Source organism: Cohnella xylanilytica, from assembly GCF_014212175.1.
GTDB lineage: Bacteria > Bacillota > Bacilli > Paenibacillales > Paenibacillaceae > Cohnella > Cohnella xylanilytica.
This window is the reverse complement of record NZ_JACJVR010000004.1, coordinates 43151-58963: the sequence shown is the minus strand read 5'-3', so window position 1 is coordinate 58963 and position 15813 is coordinate 43151. Positions and strand designations below refer to the sequence as shown.

General features: G+C 54.8%; 19 protein-coding genes. 10 read left to right on the top strand and 9 right to left on the bottom strand.

Annotated features, from left to right (window positions below):
- Positions 1 to 227 precede the first annotated feature (227 nt).
- The 4 genes from H7B90_RS01510 to H7B90_RS01495 all read left to right on the top strand — a co-directional run bounded on the left by H7B90_RS01510 (position 228) and on the right by H7B90_RS01495 (position 3081).
- Positions 228 to 1025, top strand: coding sequence for a hypothetical protein (locus H7B90_RS01510; protein ID WP_185134099.1), 798 nt, complete (start codon positions 228 to 230; stop codon positions 1023 to 1025).
- 76 nt (positions 1026 to 1101) lie between these two features.
- Entirely contained in the window at positions 1102 to 1524 is a 423-nt protein-coding gene (locus H7B90_RS01505; protein ID WP_185134098.1) for a tetratricopeptide repeat protein, read from the top strand.
- A 263-nt stretch (positions 1525 to 1787) separates the two neighbouring features.
- Positions 1788 to 2285 (top strand): RNA polymerase sigma factor, encoded by a 498-nt coding sequence (locus H7B90_RS01500; protein WP_185134097.1) that lies wholly within the window; start codon positions 1788 to 1790, stop codon positions 2283 to 2285.
- Positions 2266 to 3081: a DUF5666 domain-containing protein gene (locus H7B90_RS01495; RefSeq protein ID WP_185134096.1), complete on the top strand. Its 816-nt coding sequence runs from the start codon at positions 2266 to 2268 to the stop codon at positions 3079 to 3081. Before H7B90_RS01500 ends, H7B90_RS01495 begins: the two co-directional genes overlap by 20 nt.
- 121 nt (positions 3082 to 3202) lie before the next feature.
- Here the strand turns inward: H7B90_RS01495 and H7B90_RS01490 are convergent, their stop codons facing one another.
- The 4 genes from H7B90_RS01490 to H7B90_RS01475 all read right to left on the bottom strand — a co-directional run bounded on the left by H7B90_RS01490 (position 3203) and on the right by H7B90_RS01475 (position 6291).
- On the bottom strand, positions 3203 to 3772 hold the full coding sequence (locus tag H7B90_RS01490; protein ID WP_185134095.1) for a DUF4062 domain-containing protein: 570 nt from the start codon (positions 3770 to 3772) through the stop codon (positions 3203 to 3205).
- A gap of 86 nt (positions 3773 to 3858) precedes the next feature.
- Positions 3859 to 4326, bottom strand: coding sequence for a RidA family protein (locus H7B90_RS01485; RefSeq protein ID WP_185134094.1), 468 nt, complete (start codon positions 4324 to 4326; stop codon positions 3859 to 3861).
- Between the two features lie 87 nt (positions 4327 to 4413).
- A complete protein-coding gene (locus tag H7B90_RS01480) occupies positions 4414 to 5580 on the bottom strand; it encodes an alanine racemase (protein WP_260410649.1) in 1167 nt (388 codons plus the stop codon).
- A gap of 54 nt (positions 5581 to 5634) precedes the next feature.
- A complete protein-coding gene (locus tag H7B90_RS01475; protein ID WP_185134093.1) occupies positions 5635 to 6291 on the bottom strand; it encodes a helix-turn-helix transcriptional regulator in 657 nt (218 codons plus the stop codon).
- A 184-nt stretch (positions 6292 to 6475) separates the two neighbouring features.
- Here H7B90_RS01475 and H7B90_RS01470 point away from each other — a divergent pair, with 184 nt between their 5' ends.
- Complete coding sequence (locus H7B90_RS01470; protein WP_185134092.1) at positions 6476 to 7900, top strand: PQQ-dependent sugar dehydrogenase; 1425 nt, start codon at positions 6476 to 6478, stop codon at positions 7898 to 7900.
- 16 nt (positions 7901 to 7916) lie between these two features.
- Here H7B90_RS01470 and H7B90_RS01465 read toward each other — a convergent pair whose 3' ends face one another.
- A complete protein-coding gene (locus H7B90_RS01465; protein ID WP_185134091.1) occupies positions 7917 to 8843 on the bottom strand; it encodes a helix-turn-helix transcriptional regulator in 927 nt (308 codons plus the stop codon).
- A gap of 100 nt (positions 8844 to 8943) precedes the next feature.
- Here H7B90_RS01465 and H7B90_RS01460 point away from each other — a divergent pair, with 100 nt between their 5' ends.
- The 3 genes from H7B90_RS01460 (at position 8944) to H7B90_RS01450 (ending at position 11249) form a co-directional block, all read left to right on the top strand.
- On the top strand, positions 8944 to 9408 hold the full coding sequence (locus H7B90_RS01460; RefSeq protein ID WP_185134090.1) for a VOC family protein: 465 nt from the start codon (positions 8944 to 8946) through the stop codon (positions 9406 to 9408).
- A 75-nt stretch (positions 9409 to 9483) separates the two neighbouring features.
- A complete protein-coding gene (locus H7B90_RS01455; protein WP_185134089.1) occupies positions 9484 to 10680 on the top strand; it encodes an MFS transporter in 1197 nt (398 codons plus the stop codon).
- Complete coding sequence (locus H7B90_RS01450; protein ID WP_185134137.1) at positions 10680 to 11249, top strand: YdeI/OmpD-associated family protein; 570 nt, start codon at positions 10680 to 10682, stop codon at positions 11247 to 11249. The genes H7B90_RS01455 and H7B90_RS01450 overlap by 1 nt, the downstream gene beginning before the upstream one ends.
- A gap of 63 nt (positions 11250 to 11312) precedes the next feature.
- Here H7B90_RS01450 and H7B90_RS01445 read toward each other — a convergent pair whose 3' ends face one another.
- On the bottom strand, positions 11313 to 12257 hold the full coding sequence (locus H7B90_RS01445) for an alpha/beta hydrolase (RefSeq protein ID WP_185134088.1): 945 nt from the start codon (positions 12255 to 12257) through the stop codon (positions 11313 to 11315).
- Between the two features lie 45 nt (positions 12258 to 12302).
- Positions 12303 to 13157 carry an SDR family oxidoreductase gene (locus H7B90_RS01440; RefSeq protein ID WP_185134087.1) on the bottom strand — a complete coding sequence of 285 codons (855 nt, stop codon included), beginning with the start codon at positions 13155 to 13157 and terminating at the stop codon, positions 12303 to 12305.
- 179 nt (positions 13158 to 13336) lie between these two features.
- On the opposite strand from H7B90_RS01440, the gene H7B90_RS01435 reads away from it, so the two are divergent.
- Positions 13337 to 13714 carry a MerR family transcriptional regulator gene (locus H7B90_RS01435; protein WP_185134086.1) on the top strand — a complete coding sequence of 126 codons (378 nt, stop codon included), beginning with the start codon at positions 13337 to 13339 and terminating at the stop codon, positions 13712 to 13714.
- Positions 13715 to 13771: 57 nt separating this feature from the next.
- Here H7B90_RS01435 and H7B90_RS01430 read toward each other — a convergent pair whose 3' ends face one another.
- Both H7B90_RS01430 and H7B90_RS01425 read right to left on the bottom strand, forming a co-directional pair.
- On the bottom strand, positions 13772 to 14074 hold the full coding sequence (locus H7B90_RS01430; RefSeq protein WP_185134085.1) for a Dabb family protein: 303 nt from the start codon (positions 14072 to 14074) through the stop codon (positions 13772 to 13774).
- Complete coding sequence (locus H7B90_RS01425; RefSeq protein WP_185134084.1) at positions 14067 to 14633, bottom strand: NADPH-dependent FMN reductase; 567 nt, start codon at positions 14631 to 14633, stop codon at positions 14067 to 14069. Before H7B90_RS01425 ends, H7B90_RS01430 begins: the two co-directional genes overlap by 8 nt.
- A 197-nt stretch (positions 14634 to 14830) precedes the next feature.
- Here H7B90_RS01425 and H7B90_RS01420 point away from each other — a divergent pair, with 197 nt between their 5' ends.
- On the top strand, positions 14831 to 15688 hold the full coding sequence (locus tag H7B90_RS01420; protein ID WP_246578502.1) for a helix-turn-helix transcriptional regulator: 858 nt from the start codon (positions 14831 to 14833) through the stop codon (positions 15686 to 15688).
- The last annotated feature ends 125 nt before the right edge of the window (positions 15689 to 15813 follow it).

The window sequence follows — 15813 nt, the reverse complement described above, 5'->3', positions numbered from 1 at the left end:
AGCACAACCCAAAGCGAAGCCCAATAAAATGGTTAATTTGCAGGATTTCGATAGATCGCGATCTAGGGCAGAATGAACGAAGGGCCATCCCGGGTTTTTGAACGAAAGGAAGGCAAAGAAGTGAAAATGGATTTTCATGGATTTTCAAGGCTGCAATCAAAAATCGAAGCGGCTGCGAAGGCTGCATTCGAAGTACGGTCCTTATCCGCGGCATAGAGGTGAGATAGATGTGTACGGGCTTGGCCATGTATGACACTAGCGAAGTCACTCCAATGGAGGCTTGCAAGGCTGGCGAGTCGTTCTTTGATGCTATCGGCGCAAGGGTTACATCTGCCGGGTATTATACATACAAGAATGAGGAGGATGGACTCTATGTTGATTGGATAGAAACCTCGCTCTCCGAACTCAAAAGGAAAATAATCTCTAAAGAAGTTACGGCATTTCGATTATATAACGAACAGAATGGCTATTCCCCTTGGTTTGCATCTTTTGGGTACATGACCGACGAGTTTAGCGGCTTTCATCACATGGATGCCCAGTGTGCTGTACCTATTGACGACATATATGAAAATTTCATCGGCTTTGTGGAAGATGTATCGAAGAGAATCAGCTGTCCGTATGGAATCGTGTATGCTGCCCCGAAAGTGGCAAATGCTTTTTACTATGCGGCGGGCGAGAATCTGATCAAATTGTTCCCCTATGAGGATGCAAGGATTTTTAACAAAGAAACTCCCGGGAGATTCAAAGGGAAGGTTCGTTATAGGGGGGATATGCTGAGAATGGTTTATCCCTGCAATATGCTAAACGATAACCATCTTCATATCGACATTCAAGGCATGACGCTTGGAGAATGGATTGTCCAAGAACAGGGCCGCGGCTCCCTAAGGAAAATCGGCAATGATTTGTGGCTTTGGGAGGTTGGAAGAGATGATATGGAGGGCGTAAGCAAATGCTGCGGTGACGCCGGAATTCTGCTAGCCTGGAAGCCGCCTTCTCCAACAAAGCCACCCCGGACTTTGCCGTAGAGTCTTCGCCGAAAGAATCCCCAGGCGCGATTATTTTTGATGAAAGTCAGAAAACAATAGGATAGGAGAGACGACGGTGCAACTTCCGGATTCCACCCATGCCGAAATTTCCGCGCTGTGTAAGCAAGGCGATGATCTGGCAAGAGCAGGCCATCTTGAGGAGAGCAAGAATAAATATGTCGCGGCCCTCCGATTGTTGCCGGAGAATCATCGAGAATGGGAAGCCGCGACGTGGATCTATGCGGCTGTTGGGGATGTCCATTTTCAAATGAAGAATTACGATAAGGCCTTCAAGTGTTTCTATAATGCAGCCCAGTGTCCGAAGGGGTTGGGGAATCCCTACATTCATCTTCGGCTAGGGCAATTGTATTACGAGCAGGAACGCCTTGATCAAGCGGCAGACGAGCTGACCCGGGCTTACATGGGTGCCGGGATTGCGATCTTTATGGAAGACGACCCCAAGTATCTTGAGTTTCTGGAGACAAGGATAGCGATTTGAAATAATCGATTGGGGATCGGCGTTGTTGCTTCGGGGGCCGCGGCACCTGGTTTGATGAGAATATAGAGCAAAATTTGGCGTGCGTGAACCTGCGGAAATCCCGTCTCTTCAAGAGGCGGGATTTTTTTACTGCCGAAAGGCTGCATTCCTTGGCGGGTCTCGGCTCGTCTAGAGCAAGCGGAGATTATTTTCTCAAAAAAAATCGCCCCCTATGAAAAATAATCGAGCGCTCGGTTGTATTGAAGGTGAAAGGAGGTACTGAGGTGTACAATTCATTCGAGCTCAATGAATCTGTGCGACGGGCCTTGGGTCTTTATTCGCAAAGCTTGATCAAGATCGCCTTCGCCTACCTGAAGAACACGGCGGATGCGGAAGAGGTCGCGCAGGACGTCTTCCTCGCGTATCTGCAGAAGCGCCCCGTATTCGAGAACGGCGAGCACGAGAAAGCGTGGCTTATTCGAACGACCATTAATAAAAGCAAAAATAGACTGAAGGCCGGATGGTTCCGAAGCCGCAACCCGGTTCCCGACGACCTGAGCTACCTCCCGAAGGAAGAGAGCGACGTTCTGCAAGCCGTTCTGGCCTTGGACAAGAAGTACCGGATTCCGATCCATCTGCACTATTACGAAGGCTATTCCATCCAGGAGATCGCGACGATCCTTGAAGCCAAACCCGCCACGGTGGGGACATGGCTGGCGAGAGGGCGCGCGCTCCTGAAGGAGAAGATTGGAGGCATGGAGGATGAAGAAATCTGTTTATAAGTCCGCGATGTCCCATTTGAAGACCAGCGAGGATTTCCAGGAAGCGACCTATACCAAACTGATGAATCATAAGGAGCGGATGAACATGGAATTGACGAAGAAGAGAAAAGCAATGGGTTGGACGGCCGGCCTCGCGGCATGCGCGGTGCTCGCGGCAGGCATTCTCGCGCTGAATCCGAGTTCTCCGGCGACGACGCCTTCGTCCCAGCCCTCGGCTGCCGCGACGGCGAAGCCTCCGATCATGGGCAAGGTAGCGGTCAATATCGACGGCGTCATCTCCGAGGTGAGCGCGGACGGCAAGAGCTTCAAGGTGGGCGACCTGTGGGTGGAGGTCACGGATCAAACGAAGCTGGGCAGCAGCGAGCCGACGGCGGCGAAGCCATCCGAAGAGCTGCTGCGGAAGAACTTCCAGGTCGGCGACATCGTGTCCGGCTACACCTCCCAGGACGTCAGCACCGGCCGGGTAACGGCCGATGCGATCTACAACCTCATCGCGCCGGAGAAGGACGGCGAAGCGAAGCCCGCGGTTAAGGGCAAGGCTGCCGTCAACATCGACGGCGTCATCTCCGAAGTGAGCGAGGATGGCAAGAGCTTCAAGGTAGGCGATCTGTGGGTCACGGTGACGCCGGAGACGAAGATGGGCATCGACGGCCCGACGGCCGCCGAGCCTTCGGAGGAGCTGCTGCAGAAGGAGTTCAAGGTCGGCAACATCGTGTCCGGCTTCACGACCGATGACGTCGGCACGGGCAAGGTGAACGCGACGAACATCTACAACAACATGGCTCCGCGGCAATAAGCGGCGAATCGATCCGGACGCCCTCTCCACAGAGGGTGTCCTCTTTATTAGGAAGGGGGTTTCCGAAGCAATGAGAAGGTTCGATTGAGTATGTTGGGGCTGGTTTTGCGCCAGCCCTCCTTCATTGCTTTTTTTCCAACTCCGCCTTCAATCGGGCATTCTCCTCCAACAGCTCCCGGACGTCGGGGATCTCCTTGCCGGAGATCCAGCCATACAGATCGTCTCTTGCCGCATATACCGGCAATTGGTCGCGAAGGACCATCTTAATGTGCCGTAAGTCTTCCACATAATAGATAGGGACTTGTTCCATGACCGATTGCTTAAACTCCTGGAATTCCTGATAGTGTTCGATTGCGGTGAAGTCGTACGGCTTCAGTCTCAAAGCTTTCTCCGTGACGACAAAAGCAAATCGGGGTTTGCCCGCCTCTCCGGCATACTCGTATTCCCAATGCGTATAGCTCTTGGATTCATCATCGGGAAGCGTCAAGCCATAGAATCCTCCGAGAATCAGGATATATACATCGGAATCGTCGATCCATCTCTTCCTTATTTTCATAGGGCTTTCCCTGAAAGATTGCTCGACTCCGGCAGGGATATGACCGGCTTGAAGGATGGCTTCGACAGCGGTATGTCTTTCCTCTATAAGATCGTAGTAAGTAGACGAAATGTAAATTTGCAGTTTTTTTCTCATTAGCTCACCCCACCTAAACAATGGTAAAAGGATCGCACAAAACCGCCTCTGATGTAGAGGCGGTTTCTCTTTGAGCGGGCGGGAGGTCAGTCGCGGATCTCGGCGATCAGCTCGATCTCCACCGGCGTATGGAACGGCAGCTCGCTCGTCCCGATCGCGGAGCGGGCGTGCTTGCCGTTCTCGCCGAAGATGTCGACGAGCAGGTCGGACGCGCCGTTCATGACGAACGGCTGGTCGGCGAAGCCCGGTGCGCTGTTGACGAAGCCGAGCACCTTGACGATGCGCACGACCCGGTCGAGGTCGCCGAGGTATCCCTTCATGACGGCGATGCAATTGAGGATCGTCTGGCGGGCGGCCTCCTGGCCTTGCTCAATGGTCAGCTCGCGGCCGAGCTTCCCTTCGTAGATCAGAGTGCCTGTCGCGTCGCGGCAATCTTGCCCGGACAGATAGATCAGGTTGCCGGTCCGGCTGCAAGGGATATACGTAAACTTGGGTACAGGGGACGGGGGCAGTACGAGACCGAGCTCTTCGATACGCTTTTCGATTCGTGCCATAGCGGGCACCTCCTAAGGTTAGATTCATGCAATGGCAATGGCGATGGCGGCAGCAGCGCTGCGCCGGATCAAGGGATCTTCGCCGGGCTACTCCAGCATCCCGCGGCAGGGCACCGGTACCCGCTCCAGATTCAGCTTGGGCGCGTCCAGCAGCCCTATGCTAGCCCCGGACGCCGCACGCGCCAGCACGACCGTATTGTGCAGGTTCACCGTGCTGCAAATATGGTTGGGGATAATCGCCAGCCGGTCCCCCACCTGCGGGTTCGCCGCCTGCGCGGCAGGGCCGAGCCGCAGCATGCCGTGCTCCTCCGACATCCGTTCCAGCACGGCGTCGTCCAGCCCGAGGATACGGCCGAAGCCGACGAGCCCGAGCGGCTCCGTGCCCGGCTGCACGTCGGTCGCGAACGTCTTGCTGCCGCCGTCGATGACGGCGAGCTCCGGCGACGGGCGGCTCACGACCGTAACGTGCACGGTCCCGGCGCAATCGTCGAGCGCGCACACGCCGAGCTTCGCCTGCATCGCGTCCTGGAACACGTACGTGCCGGGCCGAATCTCCGTCACGCCCGGCACGGCCGCGGCATAGGCGGATGTCGGCGTCGAGCCGACGCTCACGTCCTCGATCGGCAGCCCCTCGGCGCGAAGCCGCTCGGCCAGCTTGGCCATGAGCGTTCCCTCCTCGCGGCCCGCCGCCTCGAGGTCGATCGTTGGCTGGCCGCCGAGCACGGCGCCGCGGAACGTGTAGAGGCCCGTCAGCCGCAGATGGGGCAGGGCGTGCACCTGATGCGCGAGCGCTGCGGCGTCGTCATAGAGCACCCCGGTCCGGCGAAGCCCGGTGTCGACCTCGAGCCGGACCTGCAGAACTTGGCCGTGCCGGCCTGCCGCCTCCGACAGCCGCCTCGCGCCCTCCAGGCTGTCGACGCCCAGGATGAGCCCGATGCGCTCGTTCAAGCGGACGGCTCGCTCGATCTTGCTCTCCCGAATGAGCGGGTAAGCGATGAAGATATCGCTTAATCCGTGCTGCGCCATCACTTCCGCCTCCGACACCTTCGCCACGGTGATGCCGGCGGCGCCGGCCGCGAGCTGCAGCTCGGCTATGCGCGGCAGCTTATGCGTCTTCGTATGCGGCCGCAGCTTCACCTGATGCAGGCGCGCCGTCTCCGCCATCCGCGCGAGATTTCGCTCCAGGCGGTCCATATCGATCACGACGCACGGCGTCTCGATCGCGTCCCATGCTTCCGAGGATTCCGAAGTCAATCGCACCAAGCCCCTTTTTCCGATAGTAGAACTGCCCGAGTCCCGCTCGCCTGTCTATCGCCCCTCGGCGCCGGAACCGCTCTTGATCTCTTCCAGATAGCTGTACAGCGTGTACTTCGAGATGTTGAGGAACTGGCAGATTCTCTCGCCGCCCTTCTTCACCAGCAGCGCCCCTTTGCGATCCAGCAGCTCGACCATTCGCCTCTTGTCTTCCTTCTGCATCAGCGCCACGGGTTTGCCGATCTGCTCCTGCGCCTCCTGAAGCAGCGCGTCCAACAGATCGCTCACATTGCTCACGAACGACTCCTTCACCGGACTCGCTTGACCGGTCAGCGTGAGCGATTGCAGCGTCTTCTCCGCGACCATCAGGTCCGTAATGTCGAAGTTGATGCACAACGCGCCGATCGTCTCGCCGTTCTTGTTCTTCATATAGACGGAGGTAGAGCGCAGCATGCGGCCATCCTTCGTCTGGGTCAAGTAATTGAACTTGTTGCCGTCCTGCTCCGTGCCGCGCAGAATCTCCAGCCCCAGATTCGTGCCCGGGTCCCCGACCTTGCGGCCGGTCACGTGCCCGTTCTCGATCGCTACGATCGTGCTGTCGTACGGACGCCGCAGATCGTGCAGCACCACCTCGCAGTTCGAGCCGAATTGGGCGGCCAGCGCCCGGACCATGTCTCGCAGAAACTCCATCTCATCCGTTACCGACTCCATCCGCCTTGCCTCCTTCTGCAACGGTTCACGAGATGAGTCTACCATAAGCGCAGCCGCATTCAAACAAAAAGTTTGTTAGACATAAAAAAAGTTTGCCTTCACGCTAATCCGAACTTCGGTACTAATGGAACCGTTCGTATCATATCCCTAAGGAAGGAGACAAGTGGAGGGAGGCAGGCGGTCGTTGAGCAAAGTGAAGGTTCGTTTGCGGCCCGTTGTAAGCAGGATCCATATGCCCACTGTATTGAAAACGGCTGTCCTTCCGGGCGACTCGACGGAGAGCTTATTTATCGCAACCCAGGTGGGAGAGATTCTATGCGTACGAGACGGAGCGTTATGGACTTTCTTGGATATGAGCTCGCGAATCCTCAAGCTGGGCGGCTCTTCCGGAGGATATGACGAACGGGGATTGTTAGGGTTAGCGTTCCATCCCTATTTTTATTACAACGGTTACTTCTACCTTCATTATTCGGCAGCCGGAACGCAAGGCCCGGGCGCCATGCCGGGCGCTCCTCCGGAATCCTTTAAGCCCGACCCCTGTAATCCCGATACCTTGAACCTCAAGTGGATAAATAGAGAATCGAATTACGATCATATCGATACGGTCGAAGAATGGATCTTGCAGCCGAATGGTCAATTTCGGAAAGGGCGGACCTTGCTGAACTTAAGAAGACCCTTTCTCAATCATAATGGGGTCAACAGCTTAACCTTCTCCCCCGAGACGGGCAAACTCGTCTTGACGACCGGAGATGGCGGCTCCGGCTACGATCCCTTTAACTTAAGCCAGGATGACAGGGAGATAGCCGGGAAGATTATTGAAATCGACGTCCATAAAAACACATCGATTCCGAATCCGCCCGTAGTGACGCGTTTCGATGAACTTCCCGCGCCTATTCAGGAGACGCTTACGGTAATCGCCAAAGGGGTTCGCAATATTCCGGGCATCGCCTACCAACGGCTTTATGATCGGTATCTGAAATATGCGGGAATCGTCGGACAGGATTTGGTCGAGTCGATTTATTCCTTCGTTCATTATAAGCCGATACCGGTTACTCAGCTTGTCCAAGCCTCTTTAAGGAATGCCGAACTTGACCAGGAAGGATTTATTCATTTTGGCTGGCGAGGATGGGAGGGTGCTTTTCCTACTTCGATCCTGAGGGGCTGCCCGGCCAATCCGGCTTTGGACGAGAAGACCATGGCTTATTACGACGATGCCGTAATCGCTTCGGCAAGGCGTCTTCCGCCTTTAACGAGTTATTTCCATCAAGATCCGAGGCCCGATAAATTCGGCGGAACTGCGCTTACGGGAGTCCAGTGCTACATGGGGAATGAAATCCCCGATTTAAGGGGAAGCGTTGTCTTCACCGATGTGGCCCGGCAAGGCTCTCAACCACCGGTAAGAGGGGTTCTGGCTTATACCCGAGCGCAAACGGAATGCAGGCCAAGCGACTATAGCGTGATCGAGATCGACTATGATTTTGGAGCGCAATCGGCTTATTATGTTAGTTTGGGAACGAATCTGGATCAAACCAGACTTTATTTAGGGGTGAATGGTTCGATGAAGGTGGCGGATCGGAACCAAGGCTCCGTTTTCGAGATTGTTCCGTAATGCGTCCTTTCATCCTTCACGTCTTACCTTCAGGCGTATATTTTGCCACCATCGCAAGCAAATAATCCCGGAATTGTTCTACATAGGATTGGGGCTCCACGACTTCGAGATTCGTCCCGAAGCTTGCCAGAAATTGAAATCCGATGCCGTTCTGAGGAACATGGATCGTGGCCAGGAACAGTTCGGAACCGTAGGGTTCGATACTCTTGCGACCGTACCTTTCAATGAACCGATCCTTTACGGCGGGCGAGATCAACGCTTTGACGGCGACCAGTTCCGGCTGATAGCTGGCTTCATGTTCTTGCTCCAATAAATCCTCTCTGGGGACAAATGTCTTGTCATCCACATGAAGATCATCCATCCGGGATAACTTAAAGGTTCTGTACCTCATGCGATGCAGACAGTATCCTCTTAAATACCAACTCGTCTCGCTGAAATGAAGCTGGTAAGGCTCGACCCTTCGATTCGTTTTCGCGCCGTTTTTATCGATGTAATCGAAGGATAGGATTCTTCTCGCTAATATAGCCTCCTGGCACCTCTTCAAGGTTTGAAGAATGTCAGAACGACCCTCCCAATCATAGAACGACACTTGGATGGAACCTTTCGGAGACAATGGGCTCACCATTGCCTCTATTTTTTTGATCGTCAATTCAACCTCTTCGCTAAGCAGAATTTGCTCCAATCCGCCGAGCGCCGCCAAGATGTTCTCCAAGTCGGAGCTAGTCAGAAGACGTTTATCCACCTTGTATTCGTCCATAATAGCGTAGCCGCCATGAATTCCGCTGACCGAATAGATGGGGATGTTGGACAAGCTCAGCGTCTCCATATCGCGAAGAATCGTTCTTTTGGAGACGTTGAATAATTGCGTGAATTCCGTTGTGGATACGACATCCTTTTTCAACAAGATCATGATGATGGATATTAACCTCTCGATCTTTTCCATACTTCCCCTCCTTTTTGCGAAATTCATGATTGAATGGTGACATACAGGTGTCACCTCTTATCCATTATACTTCATTTATCACATGAAGGAGGTATGACTGATGGCGGCTATTGCCTATTTAAACTTTGATGGAAATGCGGAACAAGCGATCGGATTTTATGCGGAGGCTTTGAACGCGACCGAAGTCAAGCAAGTGAAATTCGGGGATATCCCGCAAGATCCGAACTACCCGCTGCCGGACAACGAGCTCGATATGATCATGGAGTCTTCCATCGAATTCGCAGGCGGGAAAATCATGATGTCGGACATTCTGCCTTCGATGAAGAGCGTAACGGGCGAGCTGGTTAAAGGCAACCATATCCTGATTAGTATCGTTATCGAGGATAAGCAGGCGCTGCAGAGTTACTTCTCTAATTTGTCCGCAGGCGGTCATGTGATCATGCCGTTATCCGAAGCGCCTTGGTCTTCTTGCTTCGGAATGTTGGTCGATAAATTCGGCGTTGCCTGGAAGTTCAATAGCGACGCGGATAAGTTCCTGGATCAAGTGATCTCCAATAAACGGTAACCCATTAAAAAATGGTCTTGAAACTGGAGACCATTTTTTTAATTCACCTTTACGCAGACCAAGGGAGTCGCTATTATGGTAAAAACCCGCTCTTCGTTTCTCTTTTTCCTGGCGCTAGGCGTATTCGGCATTATTACAACCGAGATGGGCATCATCGGCGTTCTTCCCCAAGTCTCTCAACAATTTGACATAACGCCTTCGCAGGCCGGGTACCTGGTAAGCGTATTTGCTTTAATCGTGGCCGTGTCAGGCCCATTCCTGACCTTGCTCGCTTCCGGCCTGAATCGTAAAGCGGTTTTGCTGGCCGCTATCCTTATGTTCGCCATCTCGAATATGGTGTACGCGTATACGACCGAGTTCGCAGCGATGCTGGCTTTCCGGATCATTCCCGCGTTGTTTCATCCCCTCTTTTTCTCGATTGCGTTCGCGGCCGCCGCCAGCCTCGTTCCTCCCGAGAGAAGCGGCCGAGCGGTCACCCAAGTGATGGCCGGGATCACGGTCGGCTTCGCTTTCGGCGTGCCGATTACATCGTATCTCGCCGCGAAAATCTCTCTGAGCGCTGCCTTCCTGTTCGGAGCTATCGTCAGTTTGGCCGCCTTCATAGGAATTATTGTCCGGCTTCCTTCTATGCCCGTTAAGGAACGAATGACTTTCGGCAAGCAGCTCGGTCTATTGCGCAAGCCTCAATTGTGGTTAACGATCCTGATCGTTGCGACGATCTTTACGGCTATGAGTTCCGTTTATAGCTACTTCGCCGAATATCTCGGAGAAGTCACCCATATGAACGGTACGTGGATTAGCCTCATGTTGATGGTCTTCGGCGTCACCATGATTGCAGGGAACTTTCTGTTCGGATTCTTTGCGAACGCGAACATGACCCGAACCGTCATCCTGTTTCCGCTCGTCTATGCGGCTGTTTACTTATTCGCTTATTATTGGGGTTCTTCCTTTTGGCCGATGGCGGTCATCGTATTCGTGTGGGGAGCCGTACACTCCGGGGGACTTATTCTCAGTCAAGCCTTGTTGATGACGGATGCCCGAGAAGCTCCCGAATTCGGGAACAGTTTGTTTGTTTCCTTTTCGAATATTGGCATTACGGCAGGAACCTCGATCGGGGGCTGGTTTATGGCCCAGTTGGGCGCGCATCGATTTATCTGGAGCGGTATCATCCTGTTATGGCTTGCGTTCTTGCTGATCATGCTAAAAGCAGCAACCTCCAAATCCCTTGTCGGGAGATACGATCGAACTGGAGAGGACAATGGATATTCATGATGGAAATGGAAAATTTACTTCCCGTTAAATCGAGAGGAGAGTTAAGGGCTTGGCTGCAGGAGAACGGGAAGACCGCCAAGTTCTGCTGGGTCTTGGTCCGTATGAAGCCCGAACCGGATCGGCTGTTATACTTGGACGCGGTAGAGGAAGCGTTGTGCTTCGGATGGATTGACGGCGTCAAAAAGAAACTGTCGGAGACGGAGCTGGCTCAGAGACTGTCTCCCAGAGGCAAAAACAGTTCATGGACGGAGTTGAATAAAGAACGCGTCCGCCGCCTCGACAGGCTAGGGCTCATGAGCGAGGAAGGGAGAAGGGTTCTCCCCGACATGAATCCGGATTCTTTTCAGATCGATAAGGAGATTGAGCGACGGCTAAAAGAGGATAAACAAGCCTATGCGAATTTTATGGCGTTTCCAGACCTTTATAAGAGAGTTCGGATCGACACCATACAGAGCGTTAAAAATCAGCCGGAATTATTCAAGAGCAGATTAGACAAGTTCATATCGAACACGAGAGAAAATAAAATGTACGGTCAATGGAACGATAATGGCCGTCTGCTGGATGATTAAAGGGAGCCGGCCGGGGCTGGCTCCCTCTTCCTTATGCGCGGACAGGCGGCGGGGCGGTAACGGTCATTGGCTGAAGGCGCGTTGCAGAGCCGCCCGGTATTCCTTTATCACTCTCTGGCTGATCTCGGCGGACGGCAAGTATTCCTCGAAGCCGTGGAAGCAGCCGGGGTACAGATGGAATTCCGTCGGAACGCCGGCCTGCGAGAGTCTTAACACGTAATCGATGGTCTCGTCGCGGAAAGGGTCCAGGTCGCCGACGCACGTGTAGGCGGGAGGGAGTCCCGACAGATCGGTCGCGCGCGCCGGAGCGGCATAGGGAGTGGCTTCTTCGTTCGTCCCCAGATACAGTTCCCATGCCAGCCGGTTCTTCGCTTGGTTCCATACCCGGTCATCCGTAATCTCGCGGCTGGACTTGGTTAAGCCTCGGTCGTCCAGCATCGGATAGAGCGGCATTTGGAACCGGATAGAAGGGCCGTTCCGGTCTCTGGCCAGCAGCGATAAGGCAGCCGTTAATCCGCCTCCGGCGCTGGGTCCCATTACCGCGATTCGGGAAGAGTCGCTTCCCAGTTCTTCCGCGTTGTCGGAGAACCATTGGAGGGCGGCATAGCAATCTTCAAGCGGAGCGGGATAAGGATGCTCCGGAGCCAGCCGGTAATCCACGGACACGATCACGCATTCGAGTTCCGATACCAGCTGCTGCAAGGCAGGGTCCATCATATCCGCCGAGCCGAGAATATAGCCGCCGCCGTGAATATATAAGAGGCCTGGCAGAGGCCCGTTGCCCGCTCTAGGTCGGTAAATCTTGATCCGGACGTCCGGGTCGCCCGGCGCGCCCGGAATCTGCCTCTCCGAGATCAGAACGCCATCGTTAACGGGCAGCGATGCCGCCGCGCCGACCGCGAATTCACGCATCTCTCTCCGTAGATCCGCTAAATTTTCCCGAGTGTATGCGACCTCCGGCAGAACGGAGAACAAACTTCTAAGTTCCGGGTGTACTCTATCTTCCATTCTCCAACCTTCCTTCGCGAACAGAGTCGTAATCGCCTTCGAAGATCAGCTCCGGCTATTGCGGCTATTGCGCCACGCCGTCTGCCCCAACAGGTCCCGCATGGCCGCCATGTAGGTCTCTTCCGACCCGGACCATCTCAGCTTCGCCGTCTCTTCCGCGTCCGGACCCGCGAGATAGCGCAGCCGATCCGACGGATCGCACGCAGCGGCGTAAATCTGATCCGCCACCTGATTCTCGTCCGCGTTCTCGAACGGGTAGTTCATCATGGCGTTCATCATATGATCGAAGTAGGACTTGTACGATTCCGGAATGGATACGTTTTGCGCGGCGGCCATGGTGTTCGACGCGAAGTTCGTGGTTCGCATGGCTCCGGGCTCCACCAGCTTCACGGATATATTTTGCGACTCCAGCTCGTACGACAGGGATTCCGACAGCCCCTCGACCGCATGCTTGGTCGCGACATAGACCGTTAGGAGCGGGTTGGATACGAAGCCCACGTTCGAAGTGATATTGACGATGGTTCCGCCGCCTTGTTCGCGGAAATAAGGGGTAACCGCCCGGATGACGTTCATGACGCCGAAGACATTGGTCTCGAAGACCCCGCGGATCGCCTCCATGGGCGTGGCTTCGAATATCGATAGAATGCTGACTCCGGCGTTGTTCACGACGGCGTCGATCCGGCCGAATCGTTCGATTCCTGCGGCGATCGCCGCCTCGATCGTGGCCGGCTCGGTCACGTCGAGCTCCGTAACGGAGATTCGTTCGGGATTCTCCTCCGCCAACCGCGGGTCCGGCTTCCGCATCGTCGCAACCACATTCCATCCTTCGCCAGCAAACTTCCTGGCTGTCGTATTCCCCAATCCGGTAGAACATCCGGTGATCAACACCGTCTTGGCCATGAGACATCCTCCTCGTTATCCATATTGCGGCTTCCCGTTTAGATTACCGTGTTGAAGTCGCTCTAAGTCAAATGCCGGGCGGGCCTCTAATAGGCAAGAGGATTCATGGACGACAAGCCGGCTCGAGTCGTAAAATAAGTTAGAGTAACTCTAGCCCTCCATAGGCGGTGAACGCGCGAATGGCGTATACGATGAAGGAAGTCGCGGAGAGAACGGGAGCTAGCCCGCATACCTTGCGATTCTACGAGAAGGAAGGGGTGCTCCCGATCCCCGACCGGGATGCGAACGGGGTGCGCATATTCAACGAGCACTATATCGACTGCGTGGATACGGTGCAGGCCCTTCGTTCGACAGGCCTGCCTCTGGCGGAGATTAAACAATACGTGGAGCTGTACAAGAGCGGAGAACAGACGCTGCCCCTAAGGAGGACGATGCTGGTCGTCCAGAAAAACAAAGTGGAAGATCAAATCGCAAGACTGATCAAAACGCTGGAAAAGCTCAATTACAAGCTGGCGTTGGTCGATGCCCAAGAGAGCCAATTCAGCAAGCTGCCCTAACGGCCGAAAAAAGCAGGCCAAAGCTGCGCGGTTCCCAGCTTTGGCCTGCGTTTCTTTTTAAGCTATCGGGTAGTCCATGACTACGATCCCTTCGACCAAGGGGCCGATGGATTGCAGTAAATTCTGATTCAGGGGATGCTGAATATAGTCCCGGCAGGCCTGCCGATTCTCGAAAGTAACTCGAATGCCCAACGTATACCCCTGCATATGCTCTGCTTCCTCCGTAACGTTGATCCCGGCGCTTAAATCGACGATCCCCGGAATCGCGCCCTTGAAGGCTTGCGCGAGCTTCACCGCCTCTTCTTGTCGATCAGCAGGGACGTCGGACTTGAGCTTCAAGAGAACGATATGCTCAAACATTCGCCTTCCCTCCAAGCTTCCCGACTTCCTTCATCCATGTCACGAAGTTATCGGCTACAAGATCCAGGTACTTGATCGTAGGCTCGTCCGTCAGCTCGCCCTTCTCGTCGATCTTCTCGTGAACGAGGCCGATATACACTTCGTTGCCGGGCAGCAGCGGCGAGGAGATGCCGGAAGAGAACAGAACGTCTCGCAGATGCCCCTGCGCTTTGACCGAGCCCAACAATCCCATCGAGGATCCTACGATCCATGAGGGCTTCCCGATCATGACCCGGTCCACGCGGGATAACCAGTCGATCGCGTTGGCCAATACGCCGGGGATGGTCGAATTATACTCCGGAGTGACCCACAACACGGCGTCGGCAGCGGCGACTTGCGTCTTGAAGTCGATAACCGGCTGCGGAGGAGCGAATTCGATATCCTGATCGTAAAAAGGGAGATCCCGAATGTTCAAGATATCCAGCTGGAAAAGGGACTTATAACGGTTCTGAATATAACGGGCTATCTTCAGGTTGTAGGAATCCTGGCGAATGCTCCCGACTATGGCCGCCACTTTCATTTTCGTCACCTCGATCATTAGATTGCGAATGGACCTAAACGGCCTCGACCGATTACGGCCGCTGCGTCCATTCTTGCTATTCTCCCTGAGGAGAACATAGACTAGTGTATAGAGGCCTGACGAGGCTAGGAAGAGATCCGGTTATCGTAGGATTCGGAATCCCATGTTCATCGAACGGCGGATAGGAGGGGAAGGGCATGGAGGCCATGTCGAACGGATTGGATCGTTATGCGGAATTGTCCCGGTTCTTGCGCACGCGCCGGGAACGAATGACCCCTCGGGAAGCGGGCTTGCGGGAGTCCGGACGCAGGCGCACGCCCGGACTTCGCCGAGGGGAGGTCGCTCTGTTGGCGGATGTGGGGTTGGACTGGTATACCTACTTGGAACAAGGGCGCCCTATCAACGTATCCGCCGAGGTCCTCGATCGAATAGCGGAAGCGCTTCGGTTGAATGAATCCGAACGCAGGCATCTGTATTATCTTGCCCGCAAGCAGCTCCCGTTGACCGAATCGAAGCTGCCCGCCGAGGCGACGCCCGCGCTTCAACGCTTTCTGGATAGCCAAGGCTTGTCCCCGTCGAATGCCATGGATGCGCGGATGAATATCATTGCCTGGAATGCGGCCTATTGCGCGTTGAACGGAGATCTCGCGGCTATGTCCGATAGGGAGCGGAACCTGGTCTGGATGACGTTTACTTCCCCCCGTTTCCGTTATATCAAGGGGGACCAATGGGAGCCGCATGCGCGGCGGGTCGCCGCGAATTTCCATGCCGGGTATGCGCGCCACGCCGACGACCCTTGGTGGTCCGAGCAGTACGAGGCGTTGTGCCAAGCCAGCAGCGAGTTTCGGGAATTTTGGGACTCCCATGAAGTCGTCGACGCCATCGATGCTCCCAAGACGCTGCGGTGTCCGAATCTCGGGAACTTGAATTTCGATCTCGTTACGTTCCAGTATGCGGCCGACTCCAATTTGACGGTGTCCATCCACGTTCCCCGCCCAGACGGCACGGCGGACAAAATGCGGCAGCTGTTAAGCGAATATCATTCGCTTGGCTGACATCAAGAGACAAGAGACAAGAGATAAGAGATAAGAGATAAGAGACAGTAAAGAGACAGTACCCGAGGGGCGAGGGGTACTGTCTCTTGTGCGGGTACGCCCAGTTGGGCGTGCTCCTATAGGGT